Origin of the sequence: Sinorhizobium saheli (genome assembly GCF_001651875.1) — a bacterium.
GTDB classification, from domain to species: Bacteria; Pseudomonadota; Alphaproteobacteria; order Rhizobiales; family Rhizobiaceae; genus Sinorhizobium; species Sinorhizobium saheli.
In genome coordinates this window covers 12,366-32,796 of record NZ_LNQB01000074.1, presented here as the reverse complement: position 1 = coordinate 32,796, position 20,431 = coordinate 12,366, and the positions used below count along the sequence as shown (strand labels likewise).

Below are 20,431 nucleotides of genomic sequence, written 5' to 3'. Positions count from 1 at the left end.
GTCGCGCCAATGGCCTGATTTGCCAATTGATTTCCTTCGCCGCCGACGCCGCTGACACTGTATTCCGGTAGCGGCGCGTTTGCCTTTTTTCCTGCGAAATCCTATCTGAACGTAGCAGCAATGAAAGGGAGAATGCTTCATGATCTTTGGCCATCGAACGCTCGCGGCTCTCGTCCTCGCTGTTGCCCTGTCGACGCCCGCGGTGGCCCAGGATACCAAGACCGTCCCGCAATCCCGTACCGAAATACAGCTCTCCTTCGCGCCGCTGGTGAAGCAGACGGCGAACGCGGTGGTGAACGTCTATGCCGAGCGTGTGGTCGAACGGCGGTCGATTTTCGCTGGCGATCCCTTCTTCGAAGAGTTCTTCGGCCAGCGCATGCCGAATCGCACGGAAAAGCAGTCGTCGCTCGGATCGGGTGTGATCGTCGGCCGCGACGGCCTGGTGGTGACCAACAATCACGTGATCGAGGGCGCCGACGACATCAAGGTCGCGCTCGCCGACGGGCGTGAATATCCCTGCAAGATCATGCTCAAGGACGACCGGCTGGACCTGGCGGTCATGAAGATCGAGTCGAAGGGCCCGTTCGATATCATTCCGATCGGTGATTCGGATGCCGTGGAGGTCGGTGACCTGGTCCTGGCGATGGGCAACCCCTTCGGCGTCGGGCAGACGGTGACGAGCGGAATCGTCTCGGCGCTTGCGCGCAACCAGATTTCCAACGGTGATTTCGGCTTCTTCATCCAGACGGATGCCGCCATCAATCCCGGCAATTCCGGCGGCGGCCTGATCAACATGAAAGGCGAACTGATCGGCATCAACACCGCGATCTTTTCGCGCGGCGGCGGCTCCAACGGCGTCGGCTTCGCGATCCCCGCCAATCTCGTCAAGGTCTTCGTGGCCTCCGCTCAAGGGGGCAACGGCTCCTTCATCCGTCCCTTCATCGGCGCCACCTTCGAGCCGGTCACCTCCGACGTGGCGGACGCGCTCGGCCTCGACCGGCCGCGCGGGGCGCTGATAACGGCGGTTCAGGCCGACGGCCCGGCGGCAAGCGCCGGCATGAAGGCGGGGCAGGTGGTGACAGCCGTCAACGGCATACCGGTCGAGCATCCCGATGCGCTCGGCTACCGGCTGACGACGGTCGGCATCGGCCATGAGGCACGCGTGACGGTCCTCGAAGACGGCAGGCCGCACGAGGTCACCTTGAAGCTCGAGCAGGCGCCGGAGACCGCGCCGCGCGACGAGCGACTGATCGAGGGGCGCAACCCCTTCGCCGGCGCCGTCGTGGCAAATCTTTCGCCCCGTCTGGCCGACGAACTGCGCATGCCGACCTCGTTGCAGGGTGTCGTCGTCACCGAGGTCAATCGCGGTTCGCCGGCCGCCCGCATCGGCCTCGAGCCGAAGGATATCGTCCGCTCGGTCAACGGAGCGTCGATCGACAGCACCAGGACGCTCGAAAGCGTCGTGGCCGAAGATGCCTCGTTCTGGCGCGTGGAGATCGAGCGCAACGGCCAGATCATTCGGCAGTTCTTCCGATGAGCGATCTTTTTTCCCCCATCGAACCGCCTGAGATGGCCTCGGCAAGACCGCTTGCCGATCGGCTGCGGCCGCGCACGCTCGCCGAGGTAACGGGGCAGGAGCATCTGACCGGTCCGGACGGCGCATTGACGCGCATGATCGCATCCGGTTCGCTCGGATCGATGATCTTCTGGGGTCCGCCGGGGACCGGCAAGACGACGGTTGCCCGGCTGCTTTCGGGCGAGGCAGGCCTCGCCTTCGAGCAGATCTCGGCAATCTTCTCCGGTGTGGCGGATTTGAAGAAGGTGTTCGATTCCGCCCGCGCCCGGCGCATGTCGGCACGCCAGACGCTGCTGTTCGTCGATGAGATCCATCGTTTCAATCGCGCCCAGCAGGACAGCTTCCTTCCGGTCATGGAGGACGGTACCGTCATTCTGGTCGGTGCGACCACCGAGAACCCGTCCTTCGAACTCAATGCCGCGCTCCTGTCGCGGGCGCGGGTGCTGACGTTCAAGCCGCATGACGAGGCGAGCCTCGAGGAACTCCTGCAGCGCGCCGAGAAGACCGAGGGCAAGTCGCTGCCGCTCGACGCGGAGGCGCGTGCAAGCCTCATCCTCATGGCGGACGGCGATGGCCGCGCCGTCCTGACGCTTGCCGAAGAGGTCTGGCGTGCCGCCCGCCGGGACGAAATCTTCGACGCCGCGGCGCTGAGGGATATCGTCCAACGCCGCGCGCCGGTTTACGACAAGAGCCAGGACGGTCACTACAATCTGATCTCGGCGCTGCACAAGTCGGTTCGGGGATCCGATCCGGATGCCGCGCTCTATTATCTTTGCCGCATGCTCGATGCCGGCGAGGACCCGCTCTATCTCGGCAGGCGTCTCGTGCGCATGGCCGTCGAGGATATCGGCCTTGCCGATCCGCAGGCCCTGGTGATCTGCAACGCCGCCAAGGACGCCTACGACTATCTCGGCTCGCCCGAAGGCGAACTCGCTCTCGCAGAGGCCTGCGTCTACCTCGCGACCGCGCCGAAGTCGAACGCGGTCTACACCGCCTACAAGACGGCGATGCGGGCGGCGAAGGAGAATGGTTCGTTGCTGCCGCCGAAACATATCCTGAACGCCCCGACCAAGCTCATGAAGGGGGAGGGATACGGCGAGGGCTATCGCTACGATCACGACGAGCCGGATGCGTTTTCCGGGCAGGATTACTTCCCGGAGAAAATGGGCAGGAAGACGTTCTACGACCCGCCGGAGCGTGGATTCGAACGTGAGCTTCGCAAGCGGCTCGAATGGTGGGCAAAGCTCCGGCGCGAGCGGAATTCTTGAGGTGAGACCTGTCGCGCCTGCAAGGTAGCCTTGCCGGAGAGGGGCTTGCTCGCCACGGGGCCTCGTGCGATACAGGCGCCACATCGCAGACGGCTGCACGGATCGGTCATCCGGTTCGCACTTCCGCGGGGACGGCCTCGCTCCACACGAAGGAGTTTGAAATGGCCTGGATCACCCTGCTGCTCGCCGGAATTCTGGAAATCGGCTGGGCAATCGGCCTCAAATATACGGATGGATTTACGCGCCTGCTGCCGAGCCTGCTGACGGTCGGGTCGATGATCCTGAGCGTCGTGCTGCTCGGCATCGCCGTGCGTTCGCTGCCGCTCGGCACCGCCTATGCGGTGTGGACCGGCATCGGCACGATCGGCACCGTGATCCTCGGCATCGTCCTTTTCGGAGAGCCCGCGACGGCCATGCGCCTCGGCTGCATCGGCCTGATCGTCGCAGGCATTGCCGGCCTGAAGCTCGTCGCCTGACGGGCAGATTTGCCCCCTATCCGGCCTGCCGGCCAGCTTCTCCCCGTTTTGACGGGGAGAAGGGACTCGTGGCGCCCGTCGGCCACTATTATCAGGCGGCTACTTCAGCGCGTCGAGAACGGCTGCCGCCGCCTGCATCTCCCGCCAGCGGTTCTCGCGACGGCGAAACGCTTCCTCGTCGGTCCCCCAATGCTCGATCTGCCAATCCTCGTCGACATGGGCGGCGGCCCATGCGTCTTCGGCGGACAAGCGGCGCATGGCGACGGCGAGCGCCAGCAGCGCCGATCCCGTCAGGCTCGTGACCGTGTGCAGGCAGGCCAGCCCAAGCGGCGTCGCAAAGGCACGCAGTCCTTCCGCATAGGCTGAAATTGCCTCGCGCGGCTGTTCCTGGTGAATAACCCCCTCGGCGAGAATGAAACGCGCGCCGAGCGCCCGGGCGGCCCAGTCGAGGACCGGGTTCCACATGTCGTTCTGGCGTGCGACGAGCCCTGCGGGGCTGTCGGCGCGGTAGCACAGGAGATCGCTGCCGGCGAAACGCACAATGTCGTCGAAGACGGCGCGGTGATCGGGAGCCACACCGTCGATCGCCGTGTTGACGATCCGCGTGAGCGGCATCGCCGACGGGTCGATGACCTCGGCCTGCGCGTCCCACTCGGCCGCCAGCAGTTCGGCCAGCTTCTCCGTCGGGACCGCAAGCGGGTGTCTTGCGGGCGTGCGCACCGAGCGCCCATCGAGAAGCACGGCATAGCCGCCCTCCTCCGCAGGGCCGACGCTCACGGCCTTGTAGAAGCGCTTCGCCAGCGGCTTCTGCATCTGGATCTGGGCGCGGCGCACGGGATCCTCGTCGCTCAGCGCGCTCGTCAGTTCGTCGCGAATATCAGGCATGGCTGCGTTCCATCCATTCGATTATGTCCGCTGGCACCTGGGCGATATGGTCGGCGCCGGCCTCGACCAGCTCGGGTACGCTGGCGTAGCCCCAGGCGACGCCGAGGGCACCGGCGCCCGCGGCCTTTGCCATCTGCATGTCATAGATCGCGTCGCCGATGACGATCGTGTCCCGCGCCTCGACGCCCGCTTCGCTGCAGCACTCCATGACCATGGCCGGGTGCGGCTTGGAGGGGCAGTCGTCCGCGGTGCGCGAGACGAAGAAGATCTTGTCGAGGCCGTGGGTCTCGGCGATGTGCGTCAGCCCCCGCCGCGACTTGCCGGTGACGGCGCCGATCAGCAGTTCGTCGCGGGCGGCGAGTTCCTCGATCATCGCAGCGATGCCCGGAAACAGCGCCTCCTGGAATTCCCGCTCATCCCGCACCGCTCTGAATATAGCCTTGTAATGTGCCGCCATTGCGGTCGCGCGGTCATCGACATGGGGTTGCCCCATAAGGCGCGCGATCGCGATGTCGAGCGTAAGCCCGATGATCGCCTTGGTCGCCTCGCTCGTCGGTCGCTGCAGTTCAAACGCCTCGAAGGTTCGCGCCATGACCTCGTGGATCAGCCCGGCGCTGTCGACCAGCGTCCCGTCGCAATCGAAAAGAACGAGCTTCATCAATCGTCCTCGCTGGCGGCATTTTCGTCGAAGCCGAGCAGGTTCCAGCTTTGCACCATATGCGGGGGCAGGGGCGCCGTGATCTTCAGCCGTCCGCCGTTCGGATGGGGAATGTCGATATGGCGCGCATGCAGGTGCAGGCGGTTCTGGATGCCGCCCGGGAAGGTCCAGTTGATATCCGCTTCGAAATATTTCGGATCGCCGATGATCGGATGGCCGATATGGGCGGCATGCACGCGAAGCTGGTGCGTGCGGCCGGTATAGGGCTCCATCTCCAGCCAGGCGAGGTTCTGGCCGGCCTGCTCGACGATGCGGTAATAGGAGATCGCATGGTCGGCGCCGTCCTCGCCGTGCCTGGCGATCCGCATGCGGTCGCCGTCCGGCGTCTGCTCCTTGACCAGCCAGGTGGAGATGCGGTCCTCGCGCTTGCGCGGCACGCCCTTGACCAGCGCCCAATAGGTCTTCTTGGTGTCGCGTTCGCGAAACGCCGCCGTCAGTTGCTGCGCCGCGCCGCGTGTGCGGGCGACGACGAGGACGCCCGAAGTGTCCCGGTCGAGCCGATGGACCAGCCGCGGCTTTTCACCTTTCTGGTTGGCCCAGGCCTCGAGCATCTTGTCGATATGCCGGCTGACCCCCGAGCCGCCCTGGACCGCGAGGCCGGCCGGCTTGTTGAGCACGATGACCTTGGCGTCCTCGTGCAGGACCATCCGCGACAGGAGCTCGCCGTCGGCCGAATGGCGGAGGTCCCGCCCGCCGATCGGGCCGGATTTCGTATCCTTGGCATCGATGCCGAGCGGAGGAATGCGGATCGTCTGCCCGGGCTGCACCCGCGTGTCGGATTTGGCGCGTGCGCCGTCGATGCGGATCTGGCCGGAGCGCAGCAGCTTCTGCAGCGGACCGAAGCCCAGCCCGGGAAAATGCACCTTGAACCAGCGGTCGAGCCGCATGCCCGCCTCGTCGCTGTCCACCTGCCTGTGTTCTATGCCTGCCATCTGCAGAAATCCGCTTCCTGTTCTTCAAGGGCTGGCTTTAGCCCATTGCGGGCATGAGGACCAGTCCGGCGACCGTAGCTGCCGAAAAGAAAGGCGCTCCTCGAAAGGAGCCGTTTCCCGTTTCCGGGCGACAAAACCATTCGTTAAGAGGGCGTCGCTACTGTCGTTAGCGATAGCTCATATTGTCCCGATCGACGGCGATGGCAAAGCAAGCATTGAACTACACGCATTACGACCTCAAGGCGCAGAAGGCGGGTACCCGGATCGAGATCACGCTGTCGGCGGTCGCCAATGTCCGCTTGATGACGGATGCGAACTTCACGCGCTACAAGGAAACGCTGAAGCACCAGTTCTTCGGCGGCGTCGCGCGCAAGTCGCCGCTGCGCATGACCCTTCCGGAAACGGCGCACTGGCATCTGGTGATCGATGCGGAAGGCCATCACGGCCTTGCCGAATCGAGCGTGCGGGTGGTCGAGACGGCCGGCCAGCCACGTATTCAACCCGTCTGCTGAGCAGGCCGCCCGCCACGCGCGCCCCGTCTCAGCCGAGCCTGTCGGCGTGCCACTTCAGATGGTCGTCCATGAAGGTCGAGATGAAATAATAGGAATGGTCGTAACGCTCGTGCATCCGCAGCGTGAGCCCGATACTCGTCCCCTTGACCGCTTCCTCGAAGAGCCATGGACGAAGCCCGTTTTCAAGGAAGCCGTCCGCCTTGCCCTGATCGATCAGGAATTCCGGGAAGCGGGCGCCGTCCTCGACGAGGGCGCAGGCATCGTATTTGCGCCAGGCGGCCCTGTCGGCGCCGAGGTATTTCTCGAAGGCGCCCACGGACCAGTCGGCACTCGACGGGGCGACGATCGGCGCGAAGGCGGAGCAGCTCCGGAAGCGCTCGGGGTTCCTGAGCGCGATCGTCATGGCGCCATGCCCTCCCATCGAATGACCGAAGATCGCCTGGCGGCTCATGTCGATGCGGAAATGCTGGTTGACGAGGGCCGGCAATTCCTCGGTGATATAGGTGTACATCTGATAGTGTTCGGCCCAGGGCTTCTCCGTGGCATCGAGGTAGAAGCCTGCACCCTTGCCCATCTGCCAGTTGGTCAACTCGTCCGGCACGTCCGGGCCACGCGGGCTCGTGTCGGGACAGACGATGATGAGGCCGAGCTCTGAGGCCATGCGGCGATACTCGCCCTTCTCCATGACGTTCGCATGAGTGCAGGTGAGGCCTGAGAGATACCAGAGGACGGGGCGAGGCTCGGTTGTCGCCTGCGGCGGAACATAAACGGCAAAGGTCATTTCGCCCTTGCAGGCGGCGGAATCATGGGCGAAGACGCCCTGCATGCCGCCGAACGCGGTATTCTGCGAGATCACTTTCATCAAAGCCTCCTGGACTTATGGCGTGCCGCCGGCGAGCTGCACCGCGGCGTTGACAGCGGCGGCGACAAGCACCGTGTTGAAGAAGAACGAGACGATCGCGTGCATCAGGTTGACGCGCCGCATCGCGGTGGTGGTGATGGCGACGTCCGAGGTCTGCGCGGTCATGCCGACGACGAAGGCGAAATAGAGAAAATCGTATCCACCGGGATCGTCCGTTTCCGGAAAGGAGAGCCCCCGCGCCGCCGGATCGTTGCCGCCCTCGCGTCGGCCGGCGAGCCAATAGACATGCGCGTAGTAGAACGCCGCCATGGTGTGGACCGTTGCCCAGCCAAGGGCGACCGAGGCAAAGGCGAGGATCAGCTCGGTGGCGCGGCCGCCTCCGGCGCGGTTCAACGCCAGGAAGAGGGCCGCAAGGGAAACGGCCGCCGCCGCGAGCGTCACCAGGAAGATGACCGGCTCCGGCTCGCTCGTGTCACGCGCATTGGCCTTGAGATAGCTTCCGGTAAGCTTCGGAACCCGGAAAGCCGTGATCGACAGATAGATGCAGAAGAACAGGATCGCCGCGACCTCGATCGCCTCGCTGGCGGAGAGCGGAATGCTGATCGGCAAACTGATGAGCGAGCCCATGAGGGCGAGATAGAACGGCCAATGCCTGAGCCCTTGCTTCGGTGTCATCGCCGCCTCCCGTGTGCCGGCTCTTCCTTCACCTTTTGACGCGTCGGCAGAGCCGGTCAAGCGTCTCGAGAAAGGCGGAGCGATCTCTCGCGGTGAGGGCGGCATTGTACCCCTTGCTCTCGCCGGTTTCGCGCAGATGGGCTGCGAGGTCGCGCATCGCGGATGCCATGCCGATATTGCTCCTGTCGAAGACGCGGCCGGTGGGGCCGGTGACGAGCGCGCCCGCGGCAACGCAGCGCCCGGCGAGCGGCACGTCGGCGGTGACGACGATGTCGCCTTCACCGGCGCGCTCGGCGATCCAGTCGTCCGCCGCGTCGAATCCCGCCGATACGATGACATGGCGAACCATCGGGTCACGCGAAGGCCGCAGGCCTGAATTGGCGACGAGGGTCACTTCGAGGCCGTGGCGCTCAGCCACCTTGAGAATTTCCGCCTTTACCGGACATGCGTCGGCGTCGACATAGATCATGACGCAATCAACTTTCCTGCTGCACGCTTCCTTGAACCGGCTCCGACTAAAGCAAACATGCAGCAATTCAAACCTGCTCGAGCGGCGGAAAGCGCCAAAAATTCAAAACGCTCCGGCGCTTCTCTGACTCAAGTTGCGAACTCAGCATACCACGAGCGTCGCGGCAGGCGGTGACGATGCAGCGGTGATACAACGCCGAGCGCCACGCGTAACCCGAAATCGTCACGGAGTGGCCGTTATGGTCGCGGATGCCGAGGGCCGGATGCTGATCTGTCCTTCGAGCCGGACCATCTCGAAATCGCCGCTCAGGACGTCGATGCGGATATGCCAGGTGCCGGGGAGCGGTATGGTCATATGCTCGTTACGCCAGTCCCCTTTTGCGTCCTGCTCCGCCGGCCGCTTGAAGGGCTCTATGCCTGAATCCGGTTTGGACAGGACGAAGGTCACCTTTTTGGCGTCGAGCGCCTGCGACTTGCCATCGAGCAGCCTGACCGAAAGGTCGACCTGGCCGGCGCGTCCCGGCATGGCCTTGACGAAGGCGATCGCCTTGTCGGTGTGAATGTGGGCGGTCGCGGCTTGCTCCGCTACGGCCGCCAATGCCCTCGGCGGCGGCGTGAAACGCCAGGAGGCCGCGATGGCGAATATCAACAGCACGATTGCCGTTTCGGCAGCGACCAGGCGAACCAGCCGCGATGTGGCAGGACCGTTGCCGGCCACGGCCGGGCCGGTCAGGCGCCAGCGATTGACGGCGGCGAGCAGGAATAGTCCGACGAGCAGCCCTGCCTTTGCGAGGAGCAACTGCCCATAGGCCGTGTCGATGAGAGCGCGGGGTTCCCGCACCTGCACGACGGCCAGCACGAGGCCGGCCGCGACAAGCGCCGCGACGGCATAGGGGACGATCGTCGAGAAACGGCGCAGGGCCGCGGCCGCCGCCGGGTCGCCTCGCCTCAAGCGGGATGCGCTCACATGCGTTCGCGTCACCGTTTGTTTTTGCTGCATTTGTGCGACGTCAGGTGATTCCACCTGACTGCAAGATGCTCTGAGCGCCAGGCCCAATGGAGCGAGCGCTCCCACCCAGAAGGTGATCGCGACGGCATGCAGAAAGACCGCTGTCCGCATGAGCCATTGCGGCTCGGCCGCTGCCGCATGGCCGCTCAGCGACAAGGCGGCGCCGGTCAGGATCACGGCGACGAGCGACAACAGGCGCGAAACATGCCCGTGGCTCAGAAGGGCCGCGACGGCCGTGGCGATGGCGACAGCCGCGACGGAGACCGTGGCGCCGACGCTGGTCGCCATGGCGGTGGACCAGACACGGGGTTCGGCGATCAGCGCTATCGGTGCGCCGAGCGCATCGAGACCCTGGAAGGCGAGGGAAGCGAGGGTGCCGATGATGCCGATGCCGAGAGCGGCCATCACGACATTCCGGCCACGGCGAGCGCCGTCGATCAGCCAGCGTGATGCAAAAGCGCCGCCGACGCCGATGAAGAGGCCGATATAGAGCGCCACCTTCGATCCAAGGACGCCGGCACGCACCACCGCGTCGACTTCGTCCCCGATCGGCGGCGGTTCGGCGGTTGCCGTGCCGATCGAGAACACGATCGAGCCGCCGATCGGGTGGCCGTCCGCCGAGGTCACGCGCCAGGTCAGCACGTGCGTTCCGCGGCCGAGGTCGGCCGGCGCGACGATCTCGACCGTTCGATCCTTGACTTTGAAACGCTCGAGCGGAATCGAGGCGCCGTCCGGCGTGACCAGCTTCAGCGTCAGGGGAGACACCGGTTCGCTGAAGCTGAGGGTGTAGGTCGACGGCGCCCTCTCGACGACGGCCCCGTCCTCGGGATCGCTCGAGCTGAACGACGCATGGGCGCAGGCGACGGCGATCTGTGCGAGAAGACCGAACAGCGCCAGCATTGCGAGCCTCGCGAGGCGATGTAGCCTCGGAGACCTGTCGATCATCGAGCGTTCGGTCATTGGCGATTACCCTGCCTGTTGAAGCGTCGTTTGAAGATGATCAGTGGCCGGCCGTCATTTCAAGCAGCCTGATCGCCGGCGCCGGAAGGGGGCGCGAACGCATATGAGCGCATTACGCTCTAAATGTCAGGGACGGAATCCGGAGCGCTCGACGCGCTCGATCTGGACTTCGAGGGCTGCCAGGGCTTCGCCGGTCTGCTCATGCAGTTTTCTGACGAGATCGAACTGTTCGCGAAGCGCGTTCCTCGCCCCGTCGCTGATGTTGTCGTCGGGACCGCGGCCGATGCCGGTCATCAGCCAGGCCGGCGTGACGCCGAGGACGCTGGCGAGCGCGAAAAGCCGATTCGTCCGCGGCTCGGCCCTGTCGCGTTCCCAGGAGGATATGGTCTCGACGCGCACGCCGAGCCGGTCGGCCAGGTCCTTGGCAGAAAGCCTCGCCGCGTCGCGCGCCCTCGAGAGGCGGCCTCCCAACGTGTCGCCGTCCCCGGTATCGCGCAGACGTCCGAGCATGGCTTCGGTGGACAAACGCATGACTTTCTCCTTTGGCACGGCGACGTTCAAAGGTCCCGGGCAAAGTTTCCGAGCGGGCCGGTGGCGCCTCGGTTTCCCGCTGCGGGGCGAAGATTAGGCGAGCCTATGGGTATTCCCGCTACGAAGACCATCCCGCAGCGTCAAAAACGCTACCAAATGCGGCCCTCGCGGTTCTTCGCAAATGTGCGCCGGCGTCCGGTATTTGGGGCATGCCTCGTCGCAAGGGCCGCGGGGGCGCCTTCATCCCTCGTCCGGTCGGGTCGGGCCGAAGACCGTTTCGAACGCCTGCCTCAGACGGATATCGACGTCGGGCATCATGACCGGCAAGCCGAGGTCGACGAGGCTCGTCACGCCGTAGCCGCGTATGCCGCAGGGCACGATGCCGCCGAAATGATCGAGATCCGGGTCGACGTTGAGGGCAAAGCCGTGGAAGCTCACCCACTTGCGCAGGCGGATGCCGATCGCCGCGATCTTGTCCTCGGCCGTCGAGCCATCGGCGAGAGGCGGCTTTTCCGGACGGCGCACCCAGACGCCGACGCGGTCCTCGCGGCGCTCGCCCTTGACGTTCATCGCATCGAGCGTGGTGATGATGACGTTTTCGAGCGCAGCAACGAAGGCGCGAACGTCCTGACGCCGGCGCCTGAGATCGAGCATCACGTAGACGACGCGCTGCCCCGGGCCGTGGTAGGTGTATTCGCCGCCGCGGCCAGTCGAAAAGACCGGGAATCGATCGGGCATGACCAGGTCGGCGGCGTCGGCGCTGGTGCCGGCGGTGTAGAGCGGCGGGTGCTCGACCAGCCAGACCAGTTCGTCGGCCAAACCCGCGCCGATGGCGGCGGCTTCCCGTTCCATCGTTTCGACAGCTTGTGGATAATCGATGAGGGAAGGGGCGATGCGCCAGCGCACCGGCGGCGAATCCGGCGGTGCGAACATGGTCTGGCTCAGATCTTCACGCTGCATTGGGCCCTGCATTGCTGATTTTTCCAGCCTGTACATGGGGCCGCGCGCGGCAAGAGTCCAGCGTTTCAGGCGCTTCGCGAAGGGGGCGTTGAAATAGTTTCATTTCACGTCAAATTTCTGTCGTGACACCCTTGTGCACCCCAAATGCTTTTGCTACATGCACCCCCGCCGACGCAATCGGCACCTACCACGATGCGGTCGTGGCGGAATTGGTAGACGCGCAGCGTTGAGGTCGCTGTGGGGCAACCCGTGGAAGTTCGAGTCTTCTCGACCGCACCAAGCCGAACTCTCGGCATTGATCTTCTTTGTTTTTTCCTGTTGTTGACAACTTAGCGTGGCCCGGTTTCGGTCCATGTCGTGGTGTAGCCGGAACCCAACTTCGGCGGCGCCTTCTCAATAGCGCCGCCCGCCGTGTCGGATGTTCGCCTCGACAAGAAGGCGGCTGCGGCGGCATCGCGATGCCAAGATGGAGCGGGGCGCCAGCGCATGTGAGCGCGCCCCGCTCTAGGCGGAAACCAGCTTCTTTTCTGCCGCGAAGGGGCTCAGGCCAAGCCAGGTCTGCATCTGGCTGGCGAGCTGACGATCGCCGGTGAGCACGAGTTTTCCATCGCTCATCGCCCGGCGTACAGTTGTCAGTCCCATCCAGATCGCCGTCATGGTGCGCAGGTCGGTACTGACGTACAGGTCGATATCGAAGCCGGGGTCGACCGGGCAGAGATCCACCTCGGCACCGGGTTCGATGAGAAGCCACCATTGCCGTCGAGCGGCAGGTAGCTCCGGGTACAGGAAATGAACCACGAGGCGCCGCGGCGGCAACGTCGTGACATCGAGATTGCGGTGTATGTCCCACATCAAGAGCGATGGATCGAGATGCTGCAACGAGACATCGGCCTCGAACCAGCGCTGGCCCCATATGCCGATCGCCTCGATCACCGGCTTCAAGCCCCTTCCGGCCGGCGTCAGCTGATACTCGAGAATTCCCGGCTCGGTCCGCGAAGCAACACGACGGACGATGCCGGCCTGCTCGAGATCGCGCAGCCGCTTGACCAGGAGCGCCGGCGACATGCGCGGCACGCCTCGCCGCAAATCGTTGAAGCGCGTCGAGCCGGCCAACAACTCGCGCAGGAGCACGACGGTCCAGCGCGTGCACAGCACCTCCGCCGCCAATGCCACCGGACAGAACTGTCCATAGCTTGCCTGTGCCATGATGAAACCTCCTCCGAGGCTCCCTAGAGGCTACGGCAGATGGCTTTTCCTGGCTAGTTCAGTTTCTAAAGCGGGGCGCTTCAATTCCTGAACTGGTGCTGGCCCCCTGCGAGGTGCACTCTCCCTGATGATTGCCCGAACATCGGGTGAGAGCTGGGAGGATCACGCGTATGGGAGACCAATGGGTATTCAAGAGCGAAACTTACGACAACTGCAGTTGTGCCATGAATTGCGGCTGCCAATTCAATTTGCCGAGCACGCACGGATATTGCCAGTCCGCCTTCATCGGCAACCTCGTCGAGGGCCACTTCAACGGCACGCCGCTCGTCGGCCTGAACTGGGCGGCGTTGTACAAGTGGCCCGGAGAAATAAAGGACGGAAACGGCAGGCGTCAGATCATCATCGACGAGCGAGCGGACGAGCCTCAACGGATTGCACTTGAGACGATCATCTCAGGCGATGCGTGCGAGCCTTTCAGCAATTTGTTCGCGGTCTTCGCGACCACCTGTTCGGAATTCTGCGAGACGTTGTTCCTGCCGATCGATCTCAGGGCGGACCTGGACGCGCGAACCGCGAAGGTTACGATTCCCGGCGTCTTGACGAGCAGGGCGAGCCCGAAGGTTAACGAATTCACGGGCGAGCCGTTCCACGTCGCGCTCGCGCGACCGAGCGGCAGCTTTGAGTTTACCTACGCGGAACTCGGGCTCGGTACGACATCGGTGACCGGGGACATGGAAATGGCGTTCCAAGACTCATGGGCGCATTTCTGTGTCCACCACTTCAATCAGGATGGCTTGGTCAGACAAAGATCGAGGCTCACGGCATGGCTCGGCTAAATCGTTAGAGCTTTAGCCTCAGGCTCCGGGACGAGATGGCGCTGCTGCCGGAGCGCGAGAGCGCGGCCGAGCCGCTTCAGGCGGTGCGTGTCAAACGGCACTGAACTTGATGCCCCGATGGCGGCTACCGCATCCGAATGAAAAAGCCCCCGTAACCGAATGGTTCTACGGAGTTTTTCATTTTTTTCTTGCCATCGCGCCATGTCTGGGCTGAAATGGACGGGTTGCCCTGTCCTGTCGAGGAAAGGGCACCGACCTGATGCCCGGTTCGCGGCCGCGGTGCCGCGCTTTCCGCATGGCCCTGCTTTGGCGTTCCTTTCTGATGCGCGCGAGGGCTGTACTCACGCAAGAGCCGTCCTACACGATATTGTTGATGGCTAAATTCGCGGAATCGTAAAAAAGAAGTCGGAGAAAGACCGGGGATTAGTTATGATTCCCTTGTCATGAAGGATTCGCGAGAGCGACCGGCATGATGGGGTGACAGAGCGACGAGTCCTGCGCAGCGCGCCTCGCATTTTTATTGAGGCGCCGATCGGTCGGTCCCGGACTGATACGTGGAATTCGTCGTTGGCTGCTGCTTCGGCATCCGCTTCCTGTGCCGGTGATAATTGAAGGAACTTTGAACTCGCGAAAACCGTTCACTTGAAGCAGAGGCCGTTAGGCAGCGATCCCGTTTCAACCAAGCGGCCCTGCCGCGGGAGAGCACGATGCAAAGGAGTGAATCTGACGTCTTCGACCTATTCTCGGAGATCTATACGAGTGCAGCGCAAGAAGAGATAAGTCTACAGGAATATCTCCTTGCATGTCGCGATGACAAAAGCATGTACGCCACCGCTCAGGAACGAATGGTGGACGCCATTGGAGAACCGGTTCTCGTCGATACCAGCGCTGACGAGCGTCTCGGCCGGATCTTCGCAAACCGGACCATCAAGATTTATCCGGCCTTCTCCGATTTCTTCGGTATGGAAGACACGATCGAGCGGATCGTCGGCTACTTCCGCTACGCTGCCCAGGGTCTCGAGGAGCGCAAGCAGATCCTTTATCTGCTGGGCCCGGTCGGTGGCGGCAAGTCGTCGCTCGCCGAGCGACTGAAGAGGCTGATGGAGCATAGGCCGATCTACACGTTGATGGTCGACGGCAAGATCAGCCCGATCTTCGAGTCTCCGCTCGGCCTGTTTCATCCCGAGCGCATGGCCGATCTTCTCGAGGATAAATACGGCATCGCCCGGCGCAGGCTCACCGGCCTGATTTCGCCCTGGGCGGCCAAGCGGCTCGACGAGGTCGGCGGCGACATTTCGAAATTCAGCGTCGTCAAGCTGGTGCCGTCGCGGCTGCGCCAGATCGGCATCGCCAAGACGGAGCCCGGCGACGAGAATAACCAGGACGTTTCCTCGCTCGTCGGCAAGGTCGACATCCGCCAGCTCGAGAATTACAGCCAGGCCGATCCGGACGCCTATTCCTACAGCGGCGGGCTTAACCGCACCACGCAGGGGCTGCTCGAATTCGTCGAGATGTTCAAGGCGCCGATCAAGGTCCTGCATCCGCTGCTGACCGCAACCCAGGAAGGCAGCTACAACGGCACGGAAAACTTCGGCGCATTCCCCTATCAGGGCACCATCCTTGCCCACTCCAACGAGTCGGAATGGCTGCAGTTCAAGAACAACCGCAACAACGAGGCGTTCCTCGACCGCATCCTGGTGGTCAAGGTTCCCTACTGCCTGCGGGTCACCGAGGAGAAGCAGATCTACGAGAAGCTTCTGCACGAAAGCGAGCTGCTCAACAATCCCTGCGCGCCGGAGGTGCTGGAGATCCTCAGCCGCTTCACCGTCTCGACCCGGCTCGTGCCGCACGAGAACTCGTCGCTCTACACGAAGATGAGGGTCTATGACGGCGAGAACCTCAAGGACGTCGATCCGAAGGCGCGCTCGGTGCAGGAATATCGTGACGCCGCCGGCGTCGACGAGGGCATGACCGGGGTCAGCACCCGCTTCGCCTTCAAGGTCCTGTCCGAGACGTTCAACTACGACACCAAGGAGGTGGCGGCCGATCCGGTGCACCTCATGTATATCCTCGAGCAGGCGATCAAGCGCGAGCAGTTCCCGAAGGAGACGGAGGCGGCCTATCTCGACTTCATCAAGTCGGAACTCGCCACCCGTTACGCGGAGTTCATCGGCCACGAGATCCAGAAGGCCTATCTGGAATCCTACAGCGAATACGGCCAGAACCTGTTCGATCGCTACATCGCTTATGCCGATGCCTGGCTCGAGGACCAGGACTTCAAGGATCCGGATACCGGGCAGATCCTCAACCGGAAGATACTCGACAGCGAGCTCTCGCAGATCGAGAAGCCGGCCGGCATCGCCAACCCGAAGGACTTCCGCAACGAGGTCGTCAAGTTCACGCTCCGCGCCCGCGCCAAGAACCACGGCCGCAATCCGTCCTGGACGAGCTACGAAAAGCTTCGGGAAGTGATCGAGAAACGCATGTTCGGCCAGGTGGAGGACCTTCTGCCTGTCATCAGCTTCGGCTCCAAGAAGGACAGCGCCACCGAGAAGCAGCATGCCGAATTCGTGCAACGCATGAAGGAGCGTGGCTACACGGAACGGCAGGTACGGCGACTGGTCGACTGGTACATGCGCGTGAACAAGGCAGGTTAAGAATGCCGGATGCAGGGGTCAGCCAATGCCGAATTTCATCGACCGCCGCCTCAACCCGAAGGACAAGAGTCTCGGCAACAGGCAGCGCTTCCTGAAGCGTGCGCGGGAGGAGTTGAAACGAGTCATCAAGGAGCGGGTCAAAACAGGCAAGATCACGGACGTTGATGTCGAGCAGAACGTATCCATGCCCGCCCGCGGCGTCAGCGAACCGACATTCCAGCCCGACAGCGGCACCGGCGAAAGGCGGCACGTCCTGCCCGGCAATCGGGAGTTCGCGCAGGGAGACCGAATTCCGAAAAAGGCCGCCGGCGGCGGCGCCTCGGGTGCAAGTGCCGGAACCGGGCGGAGCGAGGACGATTTCCAGTTCGTCCTTTCGCGCGAAGAGGTGCTCGACCTTTTCTTCGAGGACCTCGAACTGCCGGACATGGTGAAGCTCAACCTCAAGGAATCCGTCGCCTTCAAGCGCCGCCGTGCCGGCTTCACCGCGAGCGGTTCTCCCACGAACATCAATGTCGGGCGCACCATGCGCAACAGCTACGGTCGCCGCATCGCCCTGCATCGACCCTCGCGCCGGGAAGTCGAGGCGCTCGCCGACGAGATCGCCAGGCTGGAAGCGCAGCCCGAAGCAGGGGCGAAGCACCGGAAGCAAATCGCGGAACTGCGCGAGAGACTGGAGAAGCTCGAACGCCGGCGTCGACGTATCCCATACGTCGATCCGGTCGACATTCGCTTCAACCGCTTCGAACCGCAGCCGCTGCCCAATGCCAGCGCGGTGATGTTCTGCCTGATGGACGTCTCCGCCTCGATGGGCGAGCGGGAGAAGGATCTCGCCAAGCGCTTCTTCGTACTGCTGCACCTCTTCCTCAAGCGGCGTTACGAGCGGATCGACATCGTCTTCATCCGGCACACGGACGAGGCGGGTGAGGTCGACGAGAATACGTTCTTCTACAGCAAGCAGAGCGGCGGCACGGTCGTCTCCACCGCGCTCGAGGAGATGCTCCGCGTCATCCAGGAGCGCTACCCGGCCCACGAATGGAACATCTACGCCGCGCAGGCCTCGGACGGGGAGAACATCTCCGGCGATTCCGAACGCTGCGCCTCGCTGCTGAATGACGACCTGATGCGGCTCTGCCAGTATTACGCCTATGTCGAGATCATCGACGAGCGCGAAACGGAGATCTTCGGCACGACCGACAACGGGACGTCGCTCTGGCGGGCCTATCGCACCGTCGACGGCGAATGGCCGAATTTCCAGATGACCCGGATCGCCAAGCCGGCGGATATCTATCCGGTCTTTCGAAAACTCTTCGGCAAGCAGCCAAGCATCCAGATGGGCAAGTGAAAGGCGACGGGCATGTCAAAGGGTGCGGGCGCAAACCTCCTGTTTCAAAGTTCCGACTGGAACTTCGAGACGCTGGCGCGGACCTACGACGCCATCGAGGCGATCGCGCTCGATGAACTCGGGCTCGATGTCTACCCGAACCAGCTCGAGATCATCTCCTCCGAGCAGATGCTCGACGCCTATTCCTCCGTCGGCATGCCGCTGATGTACCAGCACTGGTCCTTCGGCAAGCGCTTCGTCTTCGAGGACCACCTCTATCGCAGGGGCCGGCGCGGCCTCGCCTATGAGCTGGTGATCAACTCCAACCCTTGCATCACCTATCTGATGGAGGAAAACACCATGGCGATGCAGGCGCTGGTGACCGCGCATGCCGCCTTCGGCCATAACCATTTCTTCAAGAACAATTACCTCTTCCGCCAGTGGACGGACGCGAGCGCGATCCTCAGCTACATGGAGTTCGCGAAGAAATACATCAGCAAATGCGAGGAGCGCTACGGCACCACGGCCGTCGAGGAGATCCTCGATTCCGCTCACGCGCTCATGGACCAGGGCGTCTTCCGCTACAGGCGACCGCCGAGGCTGTCCTCCGAAAAGGAGCGGGAGCGGATGCGCGAGAGGCTGGAATACGAGGAGCAGACCTACAGCGACCTGTGGCGGACGCTGCCGCCGACGAGCGCGGGCCTCGATCCGACCGCGGCCGAGCGCGATGCGTTGGAACGCAAGAAGCAGCTGAACCTTCCTGAGGAGAACCTGCTCTATTTCCTCGAGAAAACCAGCCTGATCCTCGAGCCCTGGCAGCGGGAGATTCTCCGCATCGTCCGTGTCATCGCGCAATATTTCTATCCGCAGCGCCAGACGAAGGTGATGAACGAGGGATGTGCCACCTTCGTCCACTACACGATCATGAACAGGCTTTTCGACGAGGGCAGGATCACCGAGGGGGCGATGCTGGAGGTTCTCCAGAGCCATACCAATGTCGTCTTTCAGCCGGCCTTCGACGATCCGCGTTACCCGGGCATCAATCCCTATGCGCTGGGATTTGCGATGATGCAGGACATCGAGCGCATCTGCGTCGACCCCACGGCGGAAGACCGCGACTGGTTTCCCGACATCGCCGGCAGCGGCAACTGGCGCGAGACGCTGCTCGACGCCTGGGCGAACCATCGCGACGAATCCTTCATCCTGCAATATCTGAGCCCGTCGCTGATCCGCAAGTTCAGGCTGTTCCTGCTGACCGACGAGGCGGACGAGAACTTCTGCGAGGTCGCCTCAATCCATAATGAACGCGGCTACGAGGCCATACGCGCAGCCCTTGCCCGCAGCTACGATATCGGCGCCAACCAGCCTGACATCCAGGTCATGGACGTCGATCTCCTGGGAGACCGTCACCTGCGGCTGCAGCACAATGTGAAGAACGGCGTGCTTCTTGAGGAAAGCAATCGCGACGCCACGCTCCGCCACGTCCGTCATCTCTGGGGCTACGAGGTAAGTCTCGTCGGCATCGAGGCGGAGACCGGCGAGACGCTTTACGAATGCTCGACCGAAGAACTTGCCGACTAGAGCATTTTGCAGTCAGGTGGAATCACCTGACGTTGCACATGTCCGCAACCGGCGCGGTGCGCCGGAAGATGCCGCACCACGCCGATCGGATCGTTGGGGATCATTTCTCCGTGCCGTCAGGCGAAACCTGCTGCGTCTCGCCACCCGTCCCGGATTGGGCTGTCGGGTCCCGGTCGACGGGGGCGGGCTGTCCGGAGGTGCCGATGCTTCCGGTCTGGTCCTGCGCCGGCGCCGGCTCGCCCTGCTGCGTCTCCGTTACGCGATCCGTATCGGTACTTTCGCCCCAGATCTCCACGGCCCCCCAAGCCAGGAAGGCGAGGAGCAGCCCTCCGAGGAGGACACCCAGTATGGGTATGCCCCAGCGTCCTTGCTTCGCTTCTTCGGCCGAATAGGTCTTCCGTTCCGGCTCGTGCGTCGACGAGGCCGGATCGCCACGTTCGTCAAGGTATTTTGCCATTGCGTCGTCTCCCGTGGTTGTCTCCCTGAAAACGGCAAGGGGGTCGCAATGTTCCGGAACTGTAGCGCCGCGCGTTCTTGCGCGCGCAAAGGTCGCTGCAGCATTTTGAATTGCTCCCTGTTGCCCTTAATCGCGGTCGATCCAGGTGACATGCAGGAGAGGGGCGGGGTTCGAGCGCTCGATGCGCCGCGATCAGTCGCCCAGGCTGTCGACGAAGGTGCGCCGAATGAGCTTGTAGGTGTGATCGGGCTGAACCTCATAGGTTTCGTAGACGATCCTGCCTTCGTGGATGAACCGGTTTGGTATCTTGGTGCCCGGTGCCGCCTGCGTCTTGCGCGTGGAGGCGGTCTCGCCATAGGTCAGGCTGCCGGGCAGCGGCTCGAGTTCTGCCGTGGAGGTGCATCCCGCCAGAGCGGCACAGAGAAGAGTGAGGCGCAGATATTTCATCGCAGGACCTTCGTTCGAGTGGCTGCTGCTTGTCTCGGTGGTAAGACGCGCGGCGCTTAAGGGATGCAGCGTGGTTTGGCAAGGCGCCGAGCAT

The 20,431-nt window shown here is 63.4% G+C and carries 20 protein-coding genes and 1 tRNA gene; 9 read left to right on the top strand and 12 right to left on the bottom strand.

Features of this window, described 5'->3' with window-relative positions:
* The first annotated feature begins 139 nt into the window (after positions 1-139).
* The 3 genes from ATB98_RS16735 to sugE all read left to right on the top strand — a co-directional run bounded on the left by ATB98_RS16735 (position 140) and on the right by sugE (position 3,320).
* Positions 140-1,537, top strand: coding sequence for a DegQ family serine endoprotease (locus ATB98_RS16735; protein WP_066875636.1), 1,398 nt, complete (start codon positions 140-142; stop codon positions 1,535-1,537).
* Positions 1,534-2,844, top strand: a complete 1,311-nt coding sequence (locus ATB98_RS16730) for a replication-associated recombination protein A (protein ID WP_066875635.1) — start codon at positions 1,534-1,536, stop codon at positions 2,842-2,844. Before ATB98_RS16735 ends, ATB98_RS16730 begins: the two co-directional genes overlap by 4 nt.
* A 161-nt stretch (positions 2,845-3,005) precedes the next feature.
* Positions 3,006-3,320, top strand: coding sequence for a quaternary ammonium compound efflux SMR transporter SugE (gene sugE / locus ATB98_RS16725; RefSeq protein WP_066875634.1), 315 nt, complete (start codon positions 3,006-3,008; stop codon positions 3,318-3,320).
* Between the two features lie 99 nt (positions 3,321-3,419).
* On the opposite strand, the gene ATB98_RS16720 is transcribed toward sugE, so the two are convergent.
* The 3 genes from ATB98_RS16720 to ATB98_RS16710 are packed head-to-tail and all read right to left on the bottom strand — an operon-like array spanning position 3,420 to position 5,855.
* Positions 3,420-4,205 (bottom strand): ATP12 family chaperone protein, encoded by a 786-nt coding sequence (locus ATB98_RS16720; RefSeq protein ID WP_066875633.1) that lies wholly within the window; start codon positions 4,203-4,205, stop codon positions 3,420-3,422.
* A complete protein-coding gene (locus tag ATB98_RS16715) occupies positions 4,198-4,863 on the bottom strand; it encodes an HAD-IA family hydrolase (protein ID WP_066875632.1) in 666 nt (221 codons plus the stop codon). Before ATB98_RS16715 ends, ATB98_RS16720 begins: the two co-directional genes overlap by 8 nt.
* Complete coding sequence (locus tag ATB98_RS16710; RefSeq protein ID WP_066875631.1) at positions 4,863-5,855, bottom strand: RluA family pseudouridine synthase; 993 nt, start codon at positions 5,853-5,855, stop codon at positions 4,863-4,865. The genes ATB98_RS16715 and ATB98_RS16710 overlap by 1 nt, the downstream gene beginning before the upstream one ends.
* A 200-nt stretch (positions 5,856-6,055) precedes the next feature.
* Here ATB98_RS16710 and ATB98_RS16705 point away from each other — a divergent pair, with 200 nt between their 5' ends.
* Positions 6,056-6,367, top strand: coding sequence for a DUF1883 domain-containing protein (locus ATB98_RS16705; RefSeq protein WP_066875630.1), 312 nt, complete (start codon positions 6,056-6,058; stop codon positions 6,365-6,367).
* A 28-nt stretch (positions 6,368-6,395) separates the two neighbouring features.
* Here ATB98_RS16705 and fghA read toward each other — a convergent pair whose 3' ends face one another.
* The 6 genes from fghA to lipB all read right to left on the bottom strand — a co-directional run bounded on the left by fghA (position 6,396) and on the right by lipB (position 11,868).
* Positions 6,396-7,229 (bottom strand): S-formylglutathione hydrolase, encoded by an 834-nt coding sequence (gene fghA / locus ATB98_RS16700; RefSeq protein WP_066875629.1) that lies wholly within the window; start codon positions 7,227-7,229, stop codon positions 6,396-6,398.
* A gap of 15 nt (positions 7,230-7,244) precedes the next feature.
* Entirely contained in the window at positions 7,245-7,904 is a 660-nt protein-coding gene (locus tag ATB98_RS16695) for a DUF1345 domain-containing protein (RefSeq protein ID WP_066875628.1), read from the bottom strand.
* A 28-nt stretch (positions 7,905-7,932) separates the two neighbouring features.
* Positions 7,933-8,373: a YaiI/YqxD family protein gene (locus ATB98_RS16690; RefSeq protein ID WP_066875627.1), complete on the bottom strand. Its 441-nt coding sequence runs from the start codon at positions 8,371-8,373 to the stop codon at positions 7,933-7,935.
* A 222-nt stretch (positions 8,374-8,595) separates the two neighbouring features.
* On the bottom strand, positions 8,596-10,341 hold the full coding sequence (locus ATB98_RS16685) for a copper resistance CopC/CopD family protein (RefSeq protein ID WP_234781924.1): 1,746 nt from the start codon (positions 10,339-10,341) through the stop codon (positions 8,596-8,598).
* Between the two features lie 126 nt (positions 10,342-10,467).
* Positions 10,468-10,872 carry a helix-turn-helix domain-containing protein gene (locus ATB98_RS16680; protein ID WP_066875626.1) on the bottom strand — a complete coding sequence of 135 codons (405 nt, stop codon included), beginning with the start codon at positions 10,870-10,872 and terminating at the stop codon, positions 10,468-10,470.
* 240 nt (positions 10,873-11,112) lie between these two features.
* Positions 11,113-11,868, bottom strand: coding sequence for a lipoyl(octanoyl) transferase LipB (lipB, locus tag ATB98_RS16675; RefSeq protein ID WP_066875625.1), 756 nt, complete (start codon positions 11,866-11,868; stop codon positions 11,113-11,115).
* A gap of 158 nt (positions 11,869-12,026) precedes the next feature.
* Between lipB and ATB98_RS16670 the strand changes: the two genes are divergently transcribed.
* Positions 12,027-12,111, top strand: a tRNA-Leu gene (locus ATB98_RS16670).
* Positions 12,112-12,336: 225 nt separating this feature from the next.
* On the opposite strand, the gene ATB98_RS16665 is transcribed toward ATB98_RS16670, so the two are convergent.
* Positions 12,337-13,038, bottom strand: coding sequence for a winged helix-turn-helix transcriptional regulator (locus ATB98_RS16665; protein WP_066875624.1), 702 nt, complete (start codon positions 13,036-13,038; stop codon positions 12,337-12,339).
* Between the two features lie 170 nt (positions 13,039-13,208).
* Here ATB98_RS16665 and ATB98_RS16660 point away from each other — a divergent pair, with 170 nt between their 5' ends.
* From ATB98_RS16660 to ATB98_RS16645, 4 genes are all read left to right on the top strand, one after another.
* A complete protein-coding gene (locus tag ATB98_RS16660) occupies positions 13,209-13,874 on the top strand; it encodes a DUF1326 domain-containing protein (RefSeq protein ID WP_066875623.1) in 666 nt (221 codons plus the stop codon).
* Between the two features lie 707 nt (positions 13,875-14,581).
* Entirely contained in the window at positions 14,582-16,531 is a 1,950-nt protein-coding gene (locus tag ATB98_RS16655) for a PrkA family serine protein kinase (RefSeq protein ID WP_066875622.1), read from the top strand.
* 25 nt (positions 16,532-16,556) lie between these two features.
* Complete coding sequence (locus ATB98_RS16650) at positions 16,557-17,873, top strand: YeaH/YhbH family protein (RefSeq protein ID WP_066875621.1); 1,317 nt, start codon at positions 16,557-16,559, stop codon at positions 17,871-17,873.
* A gap of 12 nt (positions 17,874-17,885) precedes the next feature.
* Positions 17,886-19,433, top strand: coding sequence for a SpoVR family protein (locus ATB98_RS16645; RefSeq protein WP_066875620.1), 1,548 nt, complete (start codon positions 17,886-17,888; stop codon positions 19,431-19,433).
* Positions 19,434-19,533: 100 nt separating this feature from the next.
* On the opposite strand, the gene ATB98_RS16640 is transcribed toward ATB98_RS16645, so the two are convergent.
* The gene (locus ATB98_RS16640) at positions 19,534-19,890 is read right to left on the bottom strand and encodes a hypothetical protein (protein WP_066875619.1); all 357 of its coding nucleotides are present in this window, start codon (positions 19,888-19,890) and stop codon (positions 19,534-19,536) included.
* A 192-nt stretch (positions 19,891-20,082) separates the two neighbouring features.
* Complete coding sequence (locus ATB98_RS16635) at positions 20,083-20,337, bottom strand: hypothetical protein (protein WP_066875618.1); 255 nt, start codon at positions 20,335-20,337, stop codon at positions 20,083-20,085.
* Between the last annotated feature and the right edge of the window lie 94 nt (positions 20,338-20,431).

Excerpts from the sequence above, each read along its gene's own strand:
- ATB98_RS16735 (WP_066875636.1), top strand. The coding sequence starts at position 140 with ATGATCTTTGGCCATCGAACGCTCGCGGCTCTCGTCCTCGCTGTTGCC.
- ATB98_RS16730 (WP_066875635.1), top strand. The coding sequence starts at position 1,534 with ATGAGCGATCTTTTTTCCCCCATCGAACCGCCTGAGATGGCCTCGGCA.
- sugE (WP_066875634.1), top strand. The coding sequence starts at position 3,006 with ATGGCCTGGATCACCCTGCTGCTCGCCGGAATTCTGGAAATCGGCTGG.
- ATB98_RS16720 (WP_066875633.1), bottom strand. The coding sequence starts at position 4,205 with ATGCCTGATATTCGCGACGAACTGACGAGCGCGCTGAGCGACGAGGAT.
- ATB98_RS16715 (WP_066875632.1), bottom strand. The coding sequence starts at position 4,863 with ATGAAGCTCGTTCTTTTCGATTGCGACGGGACGCTGGTCGACAGCGCC.
- ATB98_RS16710 (WP_066875631.1), bottom strand. The coding sequence starts at position 5,855 with ATGGCAGGCATAGAACACAGGCAGGTGGACAGCGACGAGGCGGGCATG.
- ATB98_RS16705 (WP_066875630.1), top strand. The coding sequence starts at position 6,056 with ATGGCAAAGCAAGCATTGAACTACACGCATTACGACCTCAAGGCGCAG.
- fghA (WP_066875629.1), bottom strand. The coding sequence starts at position 7,229 with ATGAAAGTGATCTCGCAGAATACCGCGTTCGGCGGCATGCAGGGCGTC.
- ATB98_RS16695 (WP_066875628.1), bottom strand. The coding sequence starts at position 7,904 with ATGACACCGAAGCAAGGGCTCAGGCATTGGCCGTTCTATCTCGCCCTC.
- ATB98_RS16690 (WP_066875627.1), bottom strand. The coding sequence starts at position 8,373 with ATGATCTATGTCGACGCCGACGCATGTCCGGTAAAGGCGGAAATTCTC.
- ATB98_RS16685 (WP_234781924.1), bottom strand. The coding sequence starts at position 10,341 with ATGACCGAACGCTCGATGATCGACAGGTCTCCGAGGCTACATCGCCTC.
- ATB98_RS16680 (WP_066875626.1), bottom strand. The coding sequence starts at position 10,872 with ATGCGTTTGTCCACCGAAGCCATGCTCGGACGTCTGCGCGATACCGGG.
- lipB (WP_066875625.1), bottom strand. The coding sequence starts at position 11,868 with ATGTACAGGCTGGAAAAATCAGCAATGCAGGGCCCAATGCAGCGTGAA.
- ATB98_RS16665 (WP_066875624.1), bottom strand. The coding sequence starts at position 13,038 with ATGGCACAGGCAAGCTATGGACAGTTCTGTCCGGTGGCATTGGCGGCG.
- ATB98_RS16660 (WP_066875623.1), top strand. The coding sequence starts at position 13,209 with ATGGGAGACCAATGGGTATTCAAGAGCGAAACTTACGACAACTGCAGT.
- ATB98_RS16655 (WP_066875622.1), top strand. The coding sequence starts at position 14,582 with ATGCAAAGGAGTGAATCTGACGTCTTCGACCTATTCTCGGAGATCTAT.
- ATB98_RS16650 (WP_066875621.1), top strand. The coding sequence starts at position 16,557 with ATGCCGAATTTCATCGACCGCCGCCTCAACCCGAAGGACAAGAGTCTC.
- ATB98_RS16645 (WP_066875620.1), top strand. The coding sequence starts at position 17,886 with ATGTCAAAGGGTGCGGGCGCAAACCTCCTGTTTCAAAGTTCCGACTGG.
- ATB98_RS16640 (WP_066875619.1), bottom strand. The coding sequence starts at position 19,890 with ATGGCAAAATACCTTGACGAACGTGGCGATCCGGCCTCGTCGACGCAC.
- ATB98_RS16635 (WP_066875618.1), bottom strand. The coding sequence starts at position 20,337 with ATGAAATATCTGCGCCTCACTCTTCTCTGTGCCGCTCTGGCGGGATGC.